The 15,192-nt window shown below is 49.9% G+C and carries 16 protein-coding genes; 14 read left to right on the top strand and 2 right to left on the bottom strand.

Annotated elements, in window-relative coordinates; all coding sequences use genetic code 11:
- The first annotated feature begins 89 nt into the window (after positions 1–89).
- The 14 genes from pabC (at position 90) to WCC56_RS08875 (ending at position 12,380) form a co-directional block, all read left to right on the top strand.
- Positions 90–890 (top strand): aminodeoxychorismate lyase, encoded by an 801-nt coding sequence (gene pabC, locus WCC56_RS08940; RefSeq protein WP_424692036.1) that lies wholly within the window; start codon positions 90–92, stop codon positions 888–890.
- A gap of 12 nt (positions 891–902) precedes the next feature.
- A complete protein-coding gene (gene yceG, locus WCC56_RS08935) occupies positions 903–1,922 on the top strand; it encodes a cell division protein YceG (protein WP_424692035.1) in 1,020 nt (339 codons plus the stop codon).
- Positions 1,912–2,544, top strand: coding sequence for a dTMP kinase (tmk, locus tag WCC56_RS08930; RefSeq protein WP_424692034.1), 633 nt, complete (start codon positions 1,912–1,914; stop codon positions 2,542–2,544). The genes yceG and tmk overlap by 11 nt, the downstream gene beginning before the upstream one ends.
- Positions 2,541–3,539 (top strand): DNA polymerase III subunit delta', encoded by a 999-nt coding sequence (gene holB / locus WCC56_RS08925; protein ID WP_424692086.1) that lies wholly within the window; start codon positions 2,541–2,543, stop codon positions 3,537–3,539. Before tmk ends, holB begins: the two co-directional genes overlap by 4 nt.
- Before the next feature lie 9 nt (positions 3,540–3,548).
- A complete protein-coding gene (locus WCC56_RS08920; RefSeq protein WP_424692033.1) occupies positions 3,549–4,343 on the top strand; it encodes a metal-dependent hydrolase in 795 nt (264 codons plus the stop codon).
- 289 nt (positions 4,344–4,632) lie between these two features.
- Positions 4,633–6,066, top strand: coding sequence for a PTS glucose transporter subunit IIBC (gene ptsG / locus WCC56_RS08915; protein WP_424692032.1), 1,434 nt, complete (start codon positions 4,633–4,635; stop codon positions 6,064–6,066).
- 169 nt (positions 6,067–6,235) lie between these two features.
- Positions 6,236–6,586: a purine nucleoside phosphoramidase gene (hinT, locus tag WCC56_RS08910; RefSeq protein ID WP_424692031.1), complete on the top strand. Its 351-nt coding sequence runs from the start codon at positions 6,236–6,238 to the stop codon at positions 6,584–6,586.
- A 25-nt stretch (positions 6,587–6,611) separates the two neighbouring features.
- Positions 6,612–6,980 carry a YcfL family protein gene (locus tag WCC56_RS08905; protein ID WP_424692085.1) on the top strand — a complete coding sequence of 123 codons (369 nt, stop codon included), beginning with the start codon at positions 6,612–6,614 and terminating at the stop codon, positions 6,978–6,980.
- A 43-nt stretch (positions 6,981–7,023) separates the two neighbouring features.
- Positions 7,024–7,587 (top strand): penicillin-binding protein activator LpoB, encoded by a 564-nt coding sequence (lpoB, locus tag WCC56_RS08900; RefSeq protein WP_424692084.1) that lies wholly within the window; start codon positions 7,024–7,026, stop codon positions 7,585–7,587.
- Positions 7,547–8,416 carry a thiamine kinase gene (gene thiK / locus WCC56_RS08895; RefSeq protein WP_424692030.1) on the top strand — a complete coding sequence of 290 codons (870 nt, stop codon included), beginning with the start codon at positions 7,547–7,549 and terminating at the stop codon, positions 8,414–8,416. Before lpoB ends, thiK begins: the two co-directional genes overlap by 41 nt.
- Before the next feature lie 22 nt (positions 8,417–8,438).
- Complete coding sequence (gene nagZ / locus WCC56_RS08890) at positions 8,439–9,449, top strand: beta-N-acetylhexosaminidase (RefSeq protein ID WP_424692029.1); 1,011 nt, start codon at positions 8,439–8,441, stop codon at positions 9,447–9,449.
- 24 nt (positions 9,450–9,473) lie between these two features.
- Complete coding sequence (ycfP, locus tag WCC56_RS08885) at positions 9,474–10,016, top strand: alpha/beta hydrolase YcfP (protein ID WP_424692028.1); 543 nt, start codon at positions 9,474–9,476, stop codon at positions 10,014–10,016.
- Positions 10,017–10,237: 221 nt separating this feature from the next.
- Complete coding sequence (locus WCC56_RS08880; protein ID WP_424692027.1) at positions 10,238–11,542, top strand: NAD(P)/FAD-dependent oxidoreductase; 1,305 nt, start codon at positions 10,238–10,240, stop codon at positions 11,540–11,542.
- A gap of 298 nt (positions 11,543–11,840) precedes the next feature.
- Complete coding sequence (locus tag WCC56_RS08875; protein WP_424692026.1) at positions 11,841–12,380, top strand: glycine zipper 2TM domain-containing protein; 540 nt, start codon at positions 11,841–11,843, stop codon at positions 12,378–12,380.
- 62 nt (positions 12,381–12,442) lie between these two features.
- Here WCC56_RS08875 and WCC56_RS08870 read toward each other — a convergent pair whose 3' ends face one another.
- Together WCC56_RS08870 and WCC56_RS08865 are read right to left on the bottom strand one after the other, a co-directional pair.
- Entirely contained in the window at positions 12,443–14,215 is a 1,773-nt protein-coding gene (locus WCC56_RS08870) for a response regulator receiver domain (RefSeq protein WP_424692025.1), read from the bottom strand.
- 1 nt (position 14,216) lies between these two features.
- The coding region (locus WCC56_RS08865) for a sensor histidine kinase (protein ID WP_424692024.1) at positions 14,217–15,192 on the bottom strand (976 nt) is incomplete at its 5' end.

Here is a 15,192-nt window from a genome sequence, read left to right as displayed (position 1 = left end):
TTTATACAATTATGCACAGACAATCGGATGATTCTGCCAGGGCATAAAGGTACTCTTTAGCGCAGTGCGATGTTGACTCAGGGGAAGTAATGGTTTGGATTAACGGTGAGCTTCAGGACAGCCTGCTGGCTCGCGATCGTGCCGTTCAGTTCGGCGATGGTTGTTTCACTACCGCCCGCATTTTGCAGGGCAAAATCGCCGCGCTTGAAGCCCATCTGGAAAGACTCAACGCCGGCTGTGAACGTCTGATGATCCGCAACGTCGACTGGTCAGCGTTGCATGACGAAATGCTTTTCGCAGCATCCACCCGTGCAACTGGCGTGCTGAAAGTGATCCTTTCAAGAGGAGCTGGCGGACGAGGCTACAGTGCCGCAGGCTGCGAACGGCCTTCTCGTTTGATTTTCCTCTCTGACTATCCTGCCCATTATCATCAATGGCGACAAACCGGCGTAAGGCTGGCATTAAGTTCGATCCGCCTGGGGAAAAATCCGCTGCTGGCCGGGATCAAACACCTTAACAGGCTTGAGCAGGTGCTGATCCGTACAGAGCTTGACCAGACTGGTGCAGACGAGGCGCTGGTACTTGACACTGACGGCTGCCTGGTGGAATGCTGTGCGGCAAATTTGTTCTGGCGTAAGGGAGAGCAGGTCTTTACACCCGATCTCAGCCATTCTGGGGTAAACGGGATCCAACGCCAGCGGGTGATCCAGCAATTGCGTGAGCGGGGGACTGAAGTGCAGGAAGTCAGTCAGCCGCCTGAAGCGCTGGCAGACGCGGAAGAAGTGATTATAACCAATGCATTGATGCCGGTCCTGCCGGTTCATCAGATTGAGAACTGGCACTACTCCTCGCGGCAGCTGTTTACTCTGTTACATCCTCAAGACGATTAACATGGATATTTCATGACAGTAAAAAGAAAACTACTCACCGGGATTGTCGTCATCGTCGTGGCGGCCATAGCCTTCAGCTACTGGCAGATTCGCCAGTTTGCCGATTCAGCTCTGACCATTAATAAAGAAACTATTTTCACGCTGCCTGCAGGTTCTGGTCGCGTAGTGCTGGAAGCGGAACTCAATCAGCAGCACATTGTGCCGCAGACCGTCTGGTTTGGCTGGCTGTTGAAGCTGGAACCGCAGCTGGCGACGTTCAAAGCCGGCACCTATCGCTTCACCCAGGGAATGACCGTCAGGCAGATGCTTGAGCTGCTTGCCAGTGGTAAAGAAGCGCAGTTCCCGTTACGCCTGGTTGAAGGGCAGCGCCTGCAAGAGTGGCTGGCACAGATTCGCAGTGCGCCCTACATCAAACACACGCTATCTGACGATAAGCTGGCGACCGTCGCCGCTGCGCTGTCATTACCTGAGCAGGATGTGGAAGGCTGGTTCTACCCGGACACCTATGCTTACACGGCTAACACCACTGACGTGGCGCTGTTAAAGCGTGCCAATGAGCGGATGGTTAAGCTGGTCGACAATCTGTGGCAGGGCAAAATGGATGGCCTGCCTTATAAAGACAAAAACGGTCTGGTGACCATGGCTTCGATTGTCGAAAAAGAGACGGCCCTGAGCGACGAGCGAACAAAAGTCGCCTCAGTGTTTATCAACCGTCTACGGCTGGGCATGCGTTTGCAGACCGATCCGACCGTCATTTATGGCATGGGCGACAGCTACAAAGGCACGCTAACGCGTAAGGATCTGGACACCCCAACACCTTACAATACCTACGTAATTTCCGGGATGCCGCCAGGACCGATTGCCATGCCGAGCAAGGCTTCGCTGGAAGCGGCGGCGCATCCGGTGAAAACAAACTTCCTCTATTTCGTGGCGGATGGAACGGGTGGACACAAGTTCACCACCAACCTGGCCAGTCATAATCGCGCGGTTCAGGCCTGGCGTCAGGCGGTAAAGGAAAAAAATGGACAGTAAATTTATCGTCATCGAAGGGCTGGAAGGGGCAGGCAAAACCACCGCCCGTGACGTGGTCGTTGCCACGCTGCGTGAACAAGGGATCGACGACATTGTCTTTACCCGTGAACCGGGCGGAACACCGTTAGCCGAAAAGCTGCGCGACCTGATCAAACAGGGCATTGAAGGCGAGCAGGTGACCGATAAGGCCGAACTGCTGATGCTGTATGCCGCTCGCGTTCAGCTGGTTGAGAATGTGATCAAACCCGCGCTGGCAAGAGGCGCTTGGGTTGTTGGCGATCGTCATGATCTCTCTTCTCAGGCCTATCAGGGCGGCGGGCGAGGGATGGACACTGCATTAATGAGCCAGCTAAAGCAGAGCGTGCTCGGTGAGTTTTCACCGGATATGACACTATATCTGGATGTGACGCCTGAAATTGGTCTTCAGCGCGCAAGAGCCCGTGGCGAACTGGATCGAATTGAGCAGGAGTCACTGAACTTCTTTATCCGCACCCGTGAACGATACCTGGAACTTGCTGCAAGTGATGACAGGATCCACACCGTAGATGCCACGCAGTCTATTGAACAGGTATCCGCCTCGATTCGTCAGGCTGTTGTCGTATGGCTGAAGGAACAGCGATGATCTGGTATCCGTGGCTGAACCAGCCTTACCGGCAGATCCTTAGCCAGCATCAGGCAGGGCGTGGACATCATGCTCTTTTGCTGCAGGCGTTGCCGGGGATGGGAGATGCCTCTCTGGTTTGGGGGATCAGCCGCTGGTTGATGTGCCAGCGCCGTGAAGGGTTGAAAAGCTGCGGTGAATGCCATGCGTGCCAGCTGATGCAGGCGCACACCCATCCAGACTGGTACAGCCTGGAAGCGGAGAAAGGCAAGAGTTCGATTGGTATTGATGCGGTCCGCAGTATCACGGAAAAGCTCTATCATCATGCTCAGCAAGGTGGCGCGAAGGTCGTTTGGATCCCGGATGCCGCTCAACTGACCGAAGCGGCAGCCAATGCATTGTTAAAAACGCTGGAAGAGCCGCCAAAGAATACCTGGTTCCTGCTGTGCAGCCAGCAACCTGCACAACTGCTGGCAACGCTGCGCAGCCGTTGCCTCAACTTCCATCTTTCCCCACCTGATGAGGGGCAAAGTCTTGGCTGGCTGGTAAAACAGCTTTCGGTGACTGAACAGGACGGGGTCACAGCCTTACGTCTGAGTGGAGGTGCACCTGCTGCGGCTCTTACGTTGTTAGAAGAGAAGCGTTGGGCTACCCGCCAGGCGCTCTGCAGCGCACTGCCCACGGCTTTACGCCAGGATATGCTAAACTTGCTGCCCGCGTTAAACCATGATGATGCGGTACAACGCACCGGCTGGCTTTGTGCCTTACTGGTAGATGCGCTGAAATGGCAGCAGGGCGGCGGGCAATTTATTGCCAATGTTGATCAGCAGGCGCTGATTGCGGATATGGCATTGCAATTGCCAACCAGCGCGCTGCATGAAAGCGTGCGCCAATGGATGACCTGCCGCGATCGACTGCTCAACGTGGTTGCCGTAAATCGTGAATTATTACTGACTGACCAGCTGCTGGGATGGGAGCAAATGCTTCACTCTGCGCCGTCGGGTCAGACTGAATAGAGAGTCATTATGTTTTTAGTAGATTCGCACTGCCATCTTGATGGGCTGGATTATGACGTGCTGCATAAAGATGTCAGCGATGTGCTGGCGAAAGCCGCCGCGCGGGATGTGAAATTCATGCTGGCGGTAGCCACCACGTTGCCTGGTTATAAAGCGATGACCAAACTGATTGGCGATCGTCCCAACGTAGCTTACTCCTGTGGCGTTCATCCGTTGAATCAGGAAGAGCCCTATGACTTTGCGGAACTGCGCCAACTGGCCGCGGATGAGCGAGTGGTAGCGATGGGTGAAACCGGGCTGGATTACTTCTATCAGAAAGAAACGAAAGATCAGCAGCAGGCTTCTTTCCGCGAACATATCCGGATTGGTCGCGACCTGAACAAACCGGTGATTGTGCATACGCGTGATGCCCGTGAAGATACGCTGGCTATTCTGAAAGAAGAGAAGGTTGAAGGCTGTGGCGGCGTGCTGCACTGTTTTACCGAAGACCGTGAAACGGCAGCAAAACTGCTGGATATGGGCTTCTACATTTCTTTCTCTGGTATCGTTACTTTCCGCAATGCTGAAACCATCCGCGAAGCCGCGCGCTATGTGCCGCTGGATCGTATCCTGGTGGAAACAGATTCACCTTATCTGGCGCCTGTTCCCTTCAGGGGGAAAGAGAACCAGCCTGCCTATACTCGTGACGTTGCCGACTATATGGCGGTGGTTAAAGGTGTCAGCATTGAGCAAATGGCTGAGGCTACCACGAAGAACTTTTCTGACCTGTTCCACGTGCCGCTTTCCCGTTTAAGCGAAGGATAAGCACGGCTCATACTCAAGTCTGCCTTTGTGCTCCTCTCTGCCCGCATCGCTCTTCAGGAACGATGCGGTTTTTAATGGGCAAAAATTGACACTTTCTGGTCAGTTGAACCGGTAAAAATACAAAGCTTCGATGAAACGTGACACTCATCAAACAATATTTTAGCGATTTATTTTACTCTTCGTAATAAATCACGAGAACGCTAAGACGTTCCAGTAATAGCGGAGATCTCCCCTCCGTTATCACGCGTAACGCGCGTAAAACAGCACCCATACTCAGGAGTTCCATACTATGTTTAAAAATGCCTTTGCCAACCTGCAAAAGGTCGGTAAATCGCTGATGCTGCCGGTTTCGGTTCTGCCGATAGCCGGCATTCTGCTGGGCGTTGGTTCCGCCAACTTCAGCTGGCTACCCGCCGTGGTGTCACACGTCATGGCGGAAGCCGGTGGATCAGTCTTCGCCAATATGCCGTTAATCTTCGCCATCGGCGTGGCGTTAGGCTTTACCAATAACGACGGTGTTTCTGCTCTGGCAGCCGTTGTCGCTTACGGCATCATGGTGAAAACCATGGCGGTAGTCGCGCCGTTAGTGCTGCATTTACCGCCTGCTGAAATTGAAGCCAAACATTTGGCCGATACCGGCGTACTGGGCGGGATCATTGCCGGTTCGATCGCGGCCTATATGTTTAACCGTTTCTACCGCATCAAGCTGCCTGAATATCTGGGCTTCTTTGCCGGTAAACGCTTTGTACCGATCATCTCCGGTTTTACCGCTATCTTCCTCGGTGTGGCGCTCTCCTTTGTCTGGCCACCTATTGGTACGGCGATTCAGGACTTCTCCCAGTGGGCGGCCTATCAGAATCCGGTTGTTGCCTTCGGCCTGTATGGCCTGATTGAGCGCACGCTGGTGCCGTTTGGTCTGCACCATATCTGGAACGTCCCTTTCCAGATGCAGATAGGTGAATTTACCAATGCTGCTGGTCAGGTGTTCCACGGTGATATCCCTCGCTATATGGCGGGTGATCCTACTGCAGGCAAACTCTCAGGCGGCTTCCTGTTTAAAATGTACGGTCTGCCAGCCGCGGCTATCGCCATCTGGCACTCAGCAAAACCAGAAAATCGTGCCAAAGTGGGCGGCATCATGATCTCCGCTGCTCTGACCTCTTTCCTGACCGGTATCACCGAACCGATTGAGTTCTCCTTCATGTTTGTGGCGCCGGTGCTGTATGCCATCCACATCCTGCTGGCTGGTCTGGCTTTCCCAATCTGTATCCTGTTAGGGATGCGTGACGGCACCAGCTTCTCGCATGGTTTAATCGACTTTGTGGTGCTCAGCGGCAACAGCAGCAAGATCTGGCTGTTCCCGGTTGTCGGCATTATTTACGGCCTGATTTATTACACGGTGTTCCGTTTCGTGATCGCTAAATTCAATCTGAAAACACCGGGTCGTGAAGACACTACGGCGGAGCAATCCGTGGGCAACGCCAGTGAGATGGCTGGTAACCTGGTTGCCGCCTTTGGCGGTAAAGAGAACATCACTAATCTGGATGCCTGCATTACTCGTCTGCGTGTGAGCGTGGCAGATGTCACCAAAGTTGATCAGCCGGGCCTGAAAAAATTGGGCGCAGCGGGCGTGGTGATTGCTGGCTCCGGTGTTCAGGCTATCTTTGGCACCAAATCCGATAACCTGAAAACGGATATGGATGACTTTATGCGTAACAGTTAAGGGAAAGAGCCATGACAAAAGGGGGGCTGAGGCTCCCCTTTTTCATACCAGCGCAAGCTGAATGCTGCCATGTCAGACGATTAGCGCAAGAAAAGTCACGGGAGGGTTGAAAGAAAACGGCTACCTCACTCATACTGCCTGAACTCAACTTTTTATAAGGAAGTGACTGATGGCTGAAGAAACGATTTTCAGTAAAATTATCCGCCGTGAAATCCCGGCAGACATCGTCTATCAGGATGAGCTGGTTACCGCCTTCCGTGATATCTCGCCAAAAGCCCCAACCCATATTCTGATCATCCCTAATATTGTGATCCCAACCGCGAACGATGCGGTGGCAGGGCATGAAGCCGCATTGGGCAGGATGATCACCGTTGCTGCTAAAATTGCGAAAGATCAGGGGATTGCCGAAGACGGCTACCGGTTGATCATGAACTGCAATAAGCACGGTGGACAGGAGGTTTATCATATCCACTTCCATCTCGTTGGCGGTCGTCCTTTAGGCCCAATGCTGGCTAACTAGCCCTCAAATGCGGACACACCTTATTATGCGGGCGATTGCCACAGGCCTAACGTTACTGGCGCTTCTCAGCGGATGCAGTAGCGATCAAACCACCATTAATACATCGCAGTCGCTGGTGATGGAGTCTTCGGTGCTTTCCGCCGGGATCACCACCGATCAGCCCGTGATGTCCGAAAATGAAGGGCAACAGCGGGCCTCCGCCGTGCTTTATAATCAGCAGGTGAAACCGGTGACCGTGCACTACCGTTTCTACTGGTATGATGACAAAGGCCTGGAGATAACCCCGTTTGAGGCCCCGCGCACCACCACAGTGGCCGCTAATGGCAATATTGAAATAGCATCGCAAACCGGTAACCTGACGGCGAGCAAAGTCAGGCTCTATTTGTATCTTTAGGAGTTATTGCGTGGAAAGGAAGTTAATTAAACTCTCGGGTGTCATGTTACTGGCGCTGATCCTGGCAGGCTGTGTAAATGAACAACAGCAGCCACAGAAACCTGCGCCAGTTGAACCGGTTCAACCGACTCAGCCAGTACCACCGCCAGTTGAGCCACCGCCGGTAGATAACGTGCCACAGCCGCCGAAGTTCCAGTCGATCAACTGGGATGCCAGCGTTTCCCCCCTGATTGCTCAAATGCTGAAAGCCGATGGCGTGACAGCAGGCAGCGTTCTGCTGGTGGATGGGGTGAAAAACAGCACTAACGGCAGTCTGCAAACCGGTAAAGCTACCGCTGCGCTGCACTCAGCACTGGACAATAACACCCAGTTCACGTTGGTAACGCCACAACAGCTGGCTACTGCTAAGCAGACGCTTGGCCTGTCGGCAGAAGACAGTTTGGGTTCCCGCAGCAAAGCTGTAGGCCTGGCTCGCTACGTTGGCGCGCAGTATGTGCTGTACAGCAACGTGCAGGGTGATGTGAAAACGCCTGCGCTGCAGATGCAACTGATGCTGGTACAGACCGGTGAAATCATCTGGTCGGGCAACGGTGTCGTTCAGCATTGATCCGGCGCTTGGCAGGCTAATCACCCAACAGTTTCCGGCGGCCCCCTTCGCCGGTTCTTTTATTCCGCTGACCGGGCTCACCGGTCAGACGGGAAAAGTGCAGGTGGGTGAGCTGACCTTGCTGGCCCGCCACCAGCGTAAAGCTGAGCCCATTCCAGGGGTCGATCGCCGTCGCGAGTACCATATCTTACGCAAACTTTCCGGCACCGATCTTGCGCCAGCCGTATATGGTTTTGCGACAGAGTGGTTACTGCTTGGCTGGCAACCGGGCGAAGCGTTAGATCAGCCGGCATTCCTGCACCTGCTTGAGCCTGTGGCCGCACAAGTGGCAGCCTTGCACTCGCAGCCATTGAGCGGCTACCGTTTATCGCTGTTGCGGCTGTTAGAACAATACTGGCTGTTAAGTTGCCCGGCTCGTCGTCATCACGGCTGGCTGCGGGCGCTTAAAGAACTCAGCAAGCAGGGCGAGCCAAAACCCTTGCGGCTGGCGTTACTGCATATGGATATCCATGCTGGAAACGTCATCCGCGATCAAGACCGGTTGCAGCTGATCGACTGGGAATACGCCAGCGATGGCGATGTGGCGCTGGAGCTGGCGGCGATAGTGGCTGGCAACGGCCTCAACCAGCAACAACAACACCAGCTGACGGCTTACTATGCTGAGCAGCAAAAACTTGACGAGCAGGCGTTGAAGCAGCAGATGCAGCGCTGGCAGCCGTGGCTGCGACTGTTGATGGCCAGCTGGTATGAGCTGCGCTGGCAGCAGAGTCAGGAACCGATGTTTTTCTCGCTGGCAGCAGAAGCCTGGCAGCGGGTGTTATCAGATTAAGAGGTGAAGTGTGGGACCGGTAATGTTAGACGTGCTCGGCTACGAGCTGGATGCAGAAGAGCGTGAAATTTTACAGCATCCTCTGGTGGGCGGATTGATTCTGTTCAGCCGCAATTATCACGATCCTGAGCAGCTGGCTGAACTGGTCAGGCAAATACGCCAGGCTTCCCGTAACCGGCTGGTAGTAGCAGTAGATCAGGAAGGCGGACGCGTTCAGCGCTTCCGTGAAGGGTTTACCCGTTTACCCGCCATGCAGTCGTTTTATGCGCTGAACAATGAAACGAAAGCGGAAGAGCTGGCACAGCAGGCAGGTTGGTTGATGGCCTCAGAGATGATCGCCATGGATATCGACATCAGTTTTGCGCCAGTGCTGGATATTGGTCACGGCAGCGCGGCCATTGGCGAGCGTAGCTTCCACGAAGATCCGGCCATTGCTTTGCAGATGGCGCGTCAGTTTATCCGTGGGATGCACGACGCCGGAATGAAAACCACCGGTAAGCACTTCCCTGGCCATGGCGCAGTCAGTGCAGACTCTCATAAAGAGACGCCGCGTGACGATCGCAGCGAGCAGGACATTCGCCAGCATGATATGCAGATTTTCAAACAACTGATTGAAGAGCAGGCGCTGGATGCGATCATGCCTGCGCATGTTATCTATACTCAGATCGATCCCCGTCCGGCCAGCGGATCTTCCCATTGGTTGCAGAAGGTGCTTCGCGGCGAATTGGGCTACGACGGCGTGATCTTCTCAGACGATCTGTCAATGGAAGGCGCGGCGATTATGGGCAGTTACGCCGAGCGCGGCCAGGCCTCGCTGGATGCGGGCTGCGATATGGTTCTGGTCTGCAATAACCGTGAAGGGGCGGTCAGCGTGCTGGATAATCTGTCGCCGATCAAAGCCGAGCGCATCAGTCGGTTGTATCATCGCGGAACATTTACCCGCCAGCAGCTGCTTGATTCGCCTCGCTGGAAAGAAGCGAACAAGGCTCTGACCGCGCTGCAGTCGCGTTGGCTGGAGCACAAAGGCAGCTGACGGCAATTCTCAACGAGGATGGCAATGATCATTTATCTGCATGGTTTTGATTCCACCAGCCCGGGGAACCACGAAAAGGTTCTCCAGCTGCAATTTATTGACCCGGACGTCAGGTTGCTTAGCTACAGCACGCTTCATCCCAAGCATGATATGCAGTATCTGCTGAATGAGACGGATAAATTGCTGCGCAGCACTGAGGACGAAAGGCCGTTAATTTGCGGAGTGGGCTTAGGGGGCTTTTGGGCAGAACGGATTGGCTTTCTCACTGATATCCGCCAGGTGATCTTCAATCCTAACTTATGGCCTGAAGAGAATATGGTGGGTAAAATTAACCGCCCTGAAGAGTATGTTGATCTGGCGACAAAATGCGTCAGCAACTTCCGTGAGAAGAACCGCGACCGCTGTCTGGTGATCCTTTCGCGTGAAGATGAAGCGCTAAACAGCCAGCGTTCGGCAGAGGCTTTGCAAACCAGTTATGAAATTATCTGGGACGCTGAGCAAGGCCATAAATTCAAGAATATCGCGAAACACCTGCAACGCATCAAAGCCTTCAAAACCCTCGGTTAGCCCTAAAAAGGACGCAGACATCAGCCTGCGTCCTCCGCTTTTTCTTCGTACTATTCTGAGATCATTGGCAAAAATTGACCTGCATCAATTTTAAGAGATCTCTGCTTCATCCCCGTGCTATTCTGCCAGCAGATAGCGAATTAAACTCGCCAACCCTATGTTTACTAAGGATATTAATTTAACCTTTAGTTAACGATTGGTTCACATTTTAAGGGGGTCAATTGACTACACCAATGAAGAAAATTGTCATTATCGGCGGAGGAGCAGGCGGACTTGAACTTGCCACTCAGCTGGGTCACAAGTTGGGACGTAAGAAAAAGGCTGAAATCACGCTGGTAGATCGCAACCACAGTCACCTGTGGAAACCGCTGCTGCATGAAGTGGCAACCGGATCGTTGGATGAAGGGATTGATGGGCTGAGCTATCTGGCGCATGCCCGTAATCACGGTTTCCAGTTCCAGCTGGGCACGCTGACCGATATCGATCGTGAAGGCAAACGCCTGCAGCTGTCTGAGATCCGCGATGCGCAGGGTGAGCTGTTGGTCCCTGAACGTGAGCTGGCTTATGACACGCTGGTGATGGCGCTGGGCAGTACGTCTAACGACTTTGGTACGCCAGGCGTGAAAGATAACTGCATCTTCCTGGATAACCCGCATCAGGCACGTCGTTTCCACAATGAAATGCTTAACCTGTTCCTGAAGTTCTCTTCCAGCGAACAGCCGCAGGACAAAGTGAACATCGCCATTGTTGGCGCTGGTGCAACGGGTGTTGAGCTTTCAGCCGAGCTGCATAACGCGGTCAAACAGCTGCACAGCTACGGCTACAAAGGGTTGGACAACCAGGCGCTGAACGTCACGCTGGTGGAAGCGGGTGAGCGTATTCTGCCTGCACTGCCGCCACGTATCTCTACCGCTGCACACCATGAGCTGACCAAGCTTGGTGTTCGTGTGTTAACGCAGACCATGGTAACCAGTGCGGATAAAAAAGGGCTGAACACCAAATCGGGCGAATTTATCGATGCCGATCTGATGGTCTGGGCTGCGGGCATCAAAGCCCCTGATTTTATGAAAGAGATTGGCGGTCTGGAAACTAACCGGATCAATCAGCTGGTGGTGAAGCCCACGCTGCAAACAACGTTGGATGACAGCATCTTCGCGATTGGTGACTGTGCGTCCTGCGCACTGCCTTCAGGCGGATTCGTCCCTCCTCGTGCGCAGTCTGCTCACCAGATGGCTTCACTGGTGCTGAGTAACATTCTGGCGCAGTTAAAAGGCCAGAACCTGAAATCCTACGTTTATAAGGATCACGGGTCGCTGGTGTCGCTTTCGCGTTTCAGTACGGTGGGTAGCCTGATGGGTAATCTGATGCGCGGCTCGATGATGGTGGAAGGGCGTATTGCTCGTTTCGTTTACATCTCGTTATACCGTATGCACCAGGTCGCCTTGCACGGCTATTTCAAAACGGGCCTGATGATGCTGGTTGGCAGCATTAACCGGGTGATCCGCCCGCGACTGAAAATGCACTGATCGCATTTTAGTCGTTGTAGTACCACATAATTTTCCAGCTAAGAGGCTTATAGTGACCCGTTTACTATAAGCCTTTCTTCTTTTACCGCCCCGAATCACCGTCGATCAGAACACTCTTAAAAGCTTTCTCTTATGGTAAGTGGACGTAATTTCGTCCGGTATTCTTATTGTCATAAATGGTCCTGATGCGCAAAATTACCCCAACACCTCATGGCGAGTCGCGCACGCCGGGTAAAGGTCTCTGCCAGGGAATGGGTACAGACATAATTGCGCGGTAACAATTTCAGGAGAACGTCCTGTGAATAAATCAATGTTGGCAGGTATTGGAATTGGTGTGGCAGCTGCGCTGGGCGTTGCTGCTGTAGCAGGCATGAACGTCTTTGATCGCAGCCCGCAGTTTGCGCAGGTGCTCTCCGCAACACCAATCAAAGAAACGACCAAAAACCCACGCCAGGAATGTCGTAACGTTACGCTGACACACCGCCGGGCAGTGCAGGATGAGCACCGGATTGCCGGTTCTGTCCTTGGTGCAGTAGCGGGTGGCGTATTGGGTCACCAGTTTGGCGGCGGTCGCGGTCGCGATGTTGCCACAGTTGCTGGTGCAGTGGCCGGAGGCTACGGCGGTAATCAGGTGCAGGGCGCCATGCAGGATCGTGATACCTACACCACGACAGAGCAGCGCTGCAAAACCGTATACGACAAGCAGGAAAAAATGATGGGGTATGACGTTACCTACAAAATTGGTAACGATCAGGGCAAAATCCGCATGGATAACGACCCAGGCACCCGCATCCCGCTGGACAGCAACGGTCAGCTGGTGCTGAACGATAAAGCTTAATTTTTGAGGGGCTAGTCAGGTGTAGCCCCATATTAAGATACGATAACTCCGGTATTTAAAAGCTATTTAGATATATAATCCAAGCCTATTCTTGATGCATGAATTCCAATTTTAGACAATAAATTTAGAGCATATTCGTATCTTAATTGTTGATGATGTAATGTGAAAGTTATTTCTTCGAACTCTAACCTATTATCAATAGGGTTTTCTTTTTCAGAGAATGCTGTGACAGTGTATTTTTGTTCTGCTTTTGTGAATTCCCCTCTATTTTGAGCTAAAAAAATTTTCTGGGTTAAATATCTTTCGTTGAAGCCTGCTTCTGGTGCGCCATAAATAGAATAACAGGAAATTTCATCATTATTAATGGAGTTCTTCAGAAATATTATATTTCCAGTGTTTGCTTCTTCTCTAACATCTGCAATTTTTCTTTTGTGTAGTTTCGCAGCTGTAAATTTAATGAAATTTGGTGTGGTATTCGATATCTTTTGATTAGGTACCAAATCGCAAGAAGGTGTTACTACAATCCAAATATTATCTCCATGGCACAAAATATTTCCTGGTGTTAAATGTTCGCTTGCATGTGGTTTACAAGAAACAAATGAATTATAATTATCTCTTGCAATCATTATATTCTCAGCTTCAAACTGATACATTTTTTCAAACTTAGAAGGTTGTCCATTATCTTCCTTTGAATCAGTTAACAATATTTTATTTGCGAAGTCTTGTATACCCGAATGTATCAAATCGGAGTATCTTTCCATCTGGCGGTTAAGTTCAGAGGTAACCAAAGAAATTTTGTTTTTAGATTTATCACTGTTGAATGTTTTATAAAATAACCATCCAATATGATCCTGATGAAGGAATTTATCTTCAAACTCTGCTCCTTGAACATGTAAAAGGTTTCTTATTTTTCCAGAGATCATGCGAGAAGGAGTTGGTTGCCAATCAGTAAGCGCAGTAAGCAATACATCAATAAATAATTTATCTGATTTTTTGCTTGTGAATGCAATGAATCCTTTATCCGTTTTTATCCATAAAATCTCACTTGAAGACCATTTTAGACCAGGTGCATTCTCATCACTAAAGTTTTCTTCTGAATTATGAGCTATTTTATTGCAAATTGATGTTAAGAGCATTGCCACTTGTTGGTGGTTCATTTTATATTCATGGACAATTGATGTCAATTCTGAAAATATTGGATATCTTGCTTGCAAAGTTTTATCAAGCAGCCCATTTTTAAAATATTTAAAATCATGAATGCGAATGGTGAGATAGTGCTGCAATGTGAATGCAGAATTGAGACGGTTTTGTATTTCAAATTCATCTATTAATTCATCACCTTGATCAATCAGCTTTGAATTTAATTTTTCAGGCTTTCCCATTAATTTAAGAAGAATATTAGAGAAGGGGGTTAATAAACGATCGTTATCTTCTTGAGTATGTAAGACAATTAAATTAAAGTGAGAGTTTTCAGTGAGAAGTTTTTGGGCGATTTCGATTGATTTTTTTCCATCTCCATTCTGTCCTTCAAGTTGATAGTCCAGAATAACAAGATCTGAGTGATGGTAATAGTTTATTCTTGATTCTTCTTCGTTGCCATCATGTATATCAATTATCAACTTTTGATTGCGAAGCTCATCAATTCTTGACTTTATTTTATCAGGATTTTCCCAAGACTTATTCTGTATTGAATTTAATGTTTGGTCTGTTTTATCTTTAAATGCATAACCTTGCAACCAATCCTCCCATGTTGGGTATTGATCATCAATAATTGTAACTGAACGAAGTGGATTAATGAAGGTTTCGCGTATAAGATCTGTGTATGTAATAGTCATTTTAATTTTTCTCAAACGATGCAGATTTGAAATTCAGTACGAAATTTGCTCCAGACAGAACTTTAAACTCGTCGTCAGTGGCATATGATATTTCATGCCCGGAAGCAGCCAGATTTGCTTTGCATAGATAGAGACCAATTCCTCGTCCACCGGAAGTTTTTCTGGTGAAAAAAAGTGAGAACAGGCGTTTAATATCGAAATCATCAACGCCAGGGCCATTATCAGAAACAATCACGAACTTATCTTTAACACTAAGAATGATATTTTTATTATCGTTATTGTTTCTCGACACCCAATATTGGCTGTTGTTTATCAAGTTAATAAACACAGGGAAAATTCTTGAAGGTTGACCATAAATTGAAAAATATTTGAAATCTTCAGATGCATTGAAGTTAATTTTATTTTTTTTAAATGTTCTACCGAAAAAGTCAACCAGATATTGGAATATCTCGATTCCGGAGATCTTACGTTGAATACGTTCACCTGATAATTGCAAAGGAGATAGGAATTGAATTTGTTGGGTTAGACCATGATAGCCCGTGGTAATTAATTTCCCACTGCTACCATTTCGAAATTCAATTGGTAAAGAATCTAACCCCTTTCCAATCATATCATCGTATGTTTCAAATTCATGGCCTAAAATCTCCACTGCGATGCCAAGTTGCGCTAGTGAATTTAATCTGTCTACTTCAGTTCTGAGTTTAGCATTTTCATCCTCTCCCATTACTGCAATGGTTTGAATGTCGATACTTTCTTTCAAACTCTCTAATGCATAAATATAATTCTCAAAGATATCTTTGTTTTCATTTTCAACAGTTTCCCAAATATCATTCAAAGCTTTATCGAACCCATTTAACTCTAGACTACCAGAGGCAAGATTATCAAGATAAGGTTGTGCTAATGAACTCAAAATTCTGTTTCTTTCAGATAAAAGATGCTGAATTCTTGATGCTTCATCACCTTGCAGCTCTTTGATG

The sequence above is a fragment of the Erwinia sp. genome, from assembly GCF_049696395.1.
Taxonomy (GTDB): Bacteria; Pseudomonadota; Gammaproteobacteria; order Enterobacterales; family Enterobacteriaceae; genus Erwinia.
The sequence above is the reverse complement of the archived record's forward strand: the minus strand, read 5'-3'. Positions and strand labels throughout refer to the sequence as shown.

What these genes read in the sequence shown, in the direction of transcription:
- pabC (WP_424692036.1), top strand. Translation starts at nt 90, where the DNA reads ATGGTTTGGATTAACGGTGAGCTTCAGGACAGCCTGCTGGCTCGCGAT.
- yceG (WP_424692035.1), top strand. Translation starts at nt 903, where the DNA reads ATGACAGTAAAAAGAAAACTACTCACCGGGATTGTCGTCATCGTCGTG.
- tmk (WP_424692034.1), top strand. Translation starts at nt 1,912, where the DNA reads ATGGACAGTAAATTTATCGTCATCGAAGGGCTGGAAGGGGCAGGCAAA.
- holB (WP_424692086.1), top strand. Translation starts at nt 2,541, where the DNA reads ATGATCTGGTATCCGTGGCTGAACCAGCCTTACCGGCAGATCCTTAGC.
- WCC56_RS08920 (WP_424692033.1), top strand. Translation starts at nt 3,549, where the DNA reads ATGTTTTTAGTAGATTCGCACTGCCATCTTGATGGGCTGGATTATGAC.
- ptsG (WP_424692032.1), top strand. Translation starts at nt 4,633, where the DNA reads ATGTTTAAAAATGCCTTTGCCAACCTGCAAAAGGTCGGTAAATCGCTG.
- hinT (WP_424692031.1), top strand. Translation starts at nt 6,236, where the DNA reads ATGGCTGAAGAAACGATTTTCAGTAAAATTATCCGCCGTGAAATCCCG.
- WCC56_RS08905 (WP_424692085.1), top strand. Translation starts at nt 6,612, where the DNA reads ATGCGGGCGATTGCCACAGGCCTAACGTTACTGGCGCTTCTCAGCGGA.
- lpoB (WP_424692084.1), top strand. Translation starts at nt 7,024, where the DNA reads ATGTTACTGGCGCTGATCCTGGCAGGCTGTGTAAATGAACAACAGCAG.
- nagZ (WP_424692029.1), top strand. Translation starts at nt 8,439, where the DNA reads ATGTTAGACGTGCTCGGCTACGAGCTGGATGCAGAAGAGCGTGAAATT.
- ycfP (WP_424692028.1), top strand. Translation starts at nt 9,474, where the DNA reads ATGATCATTTATCTGCATGGTTTTGATTCCACCAGCCCGGGGAACCAC.
- WCC56_RS08870 (WP_424692025.1), bottom strand. Translation starts at nt 14,215, where the DNA reads ATGACTATTACATACACAGATCTTATACGCGAAACCTTCATTAATCCA.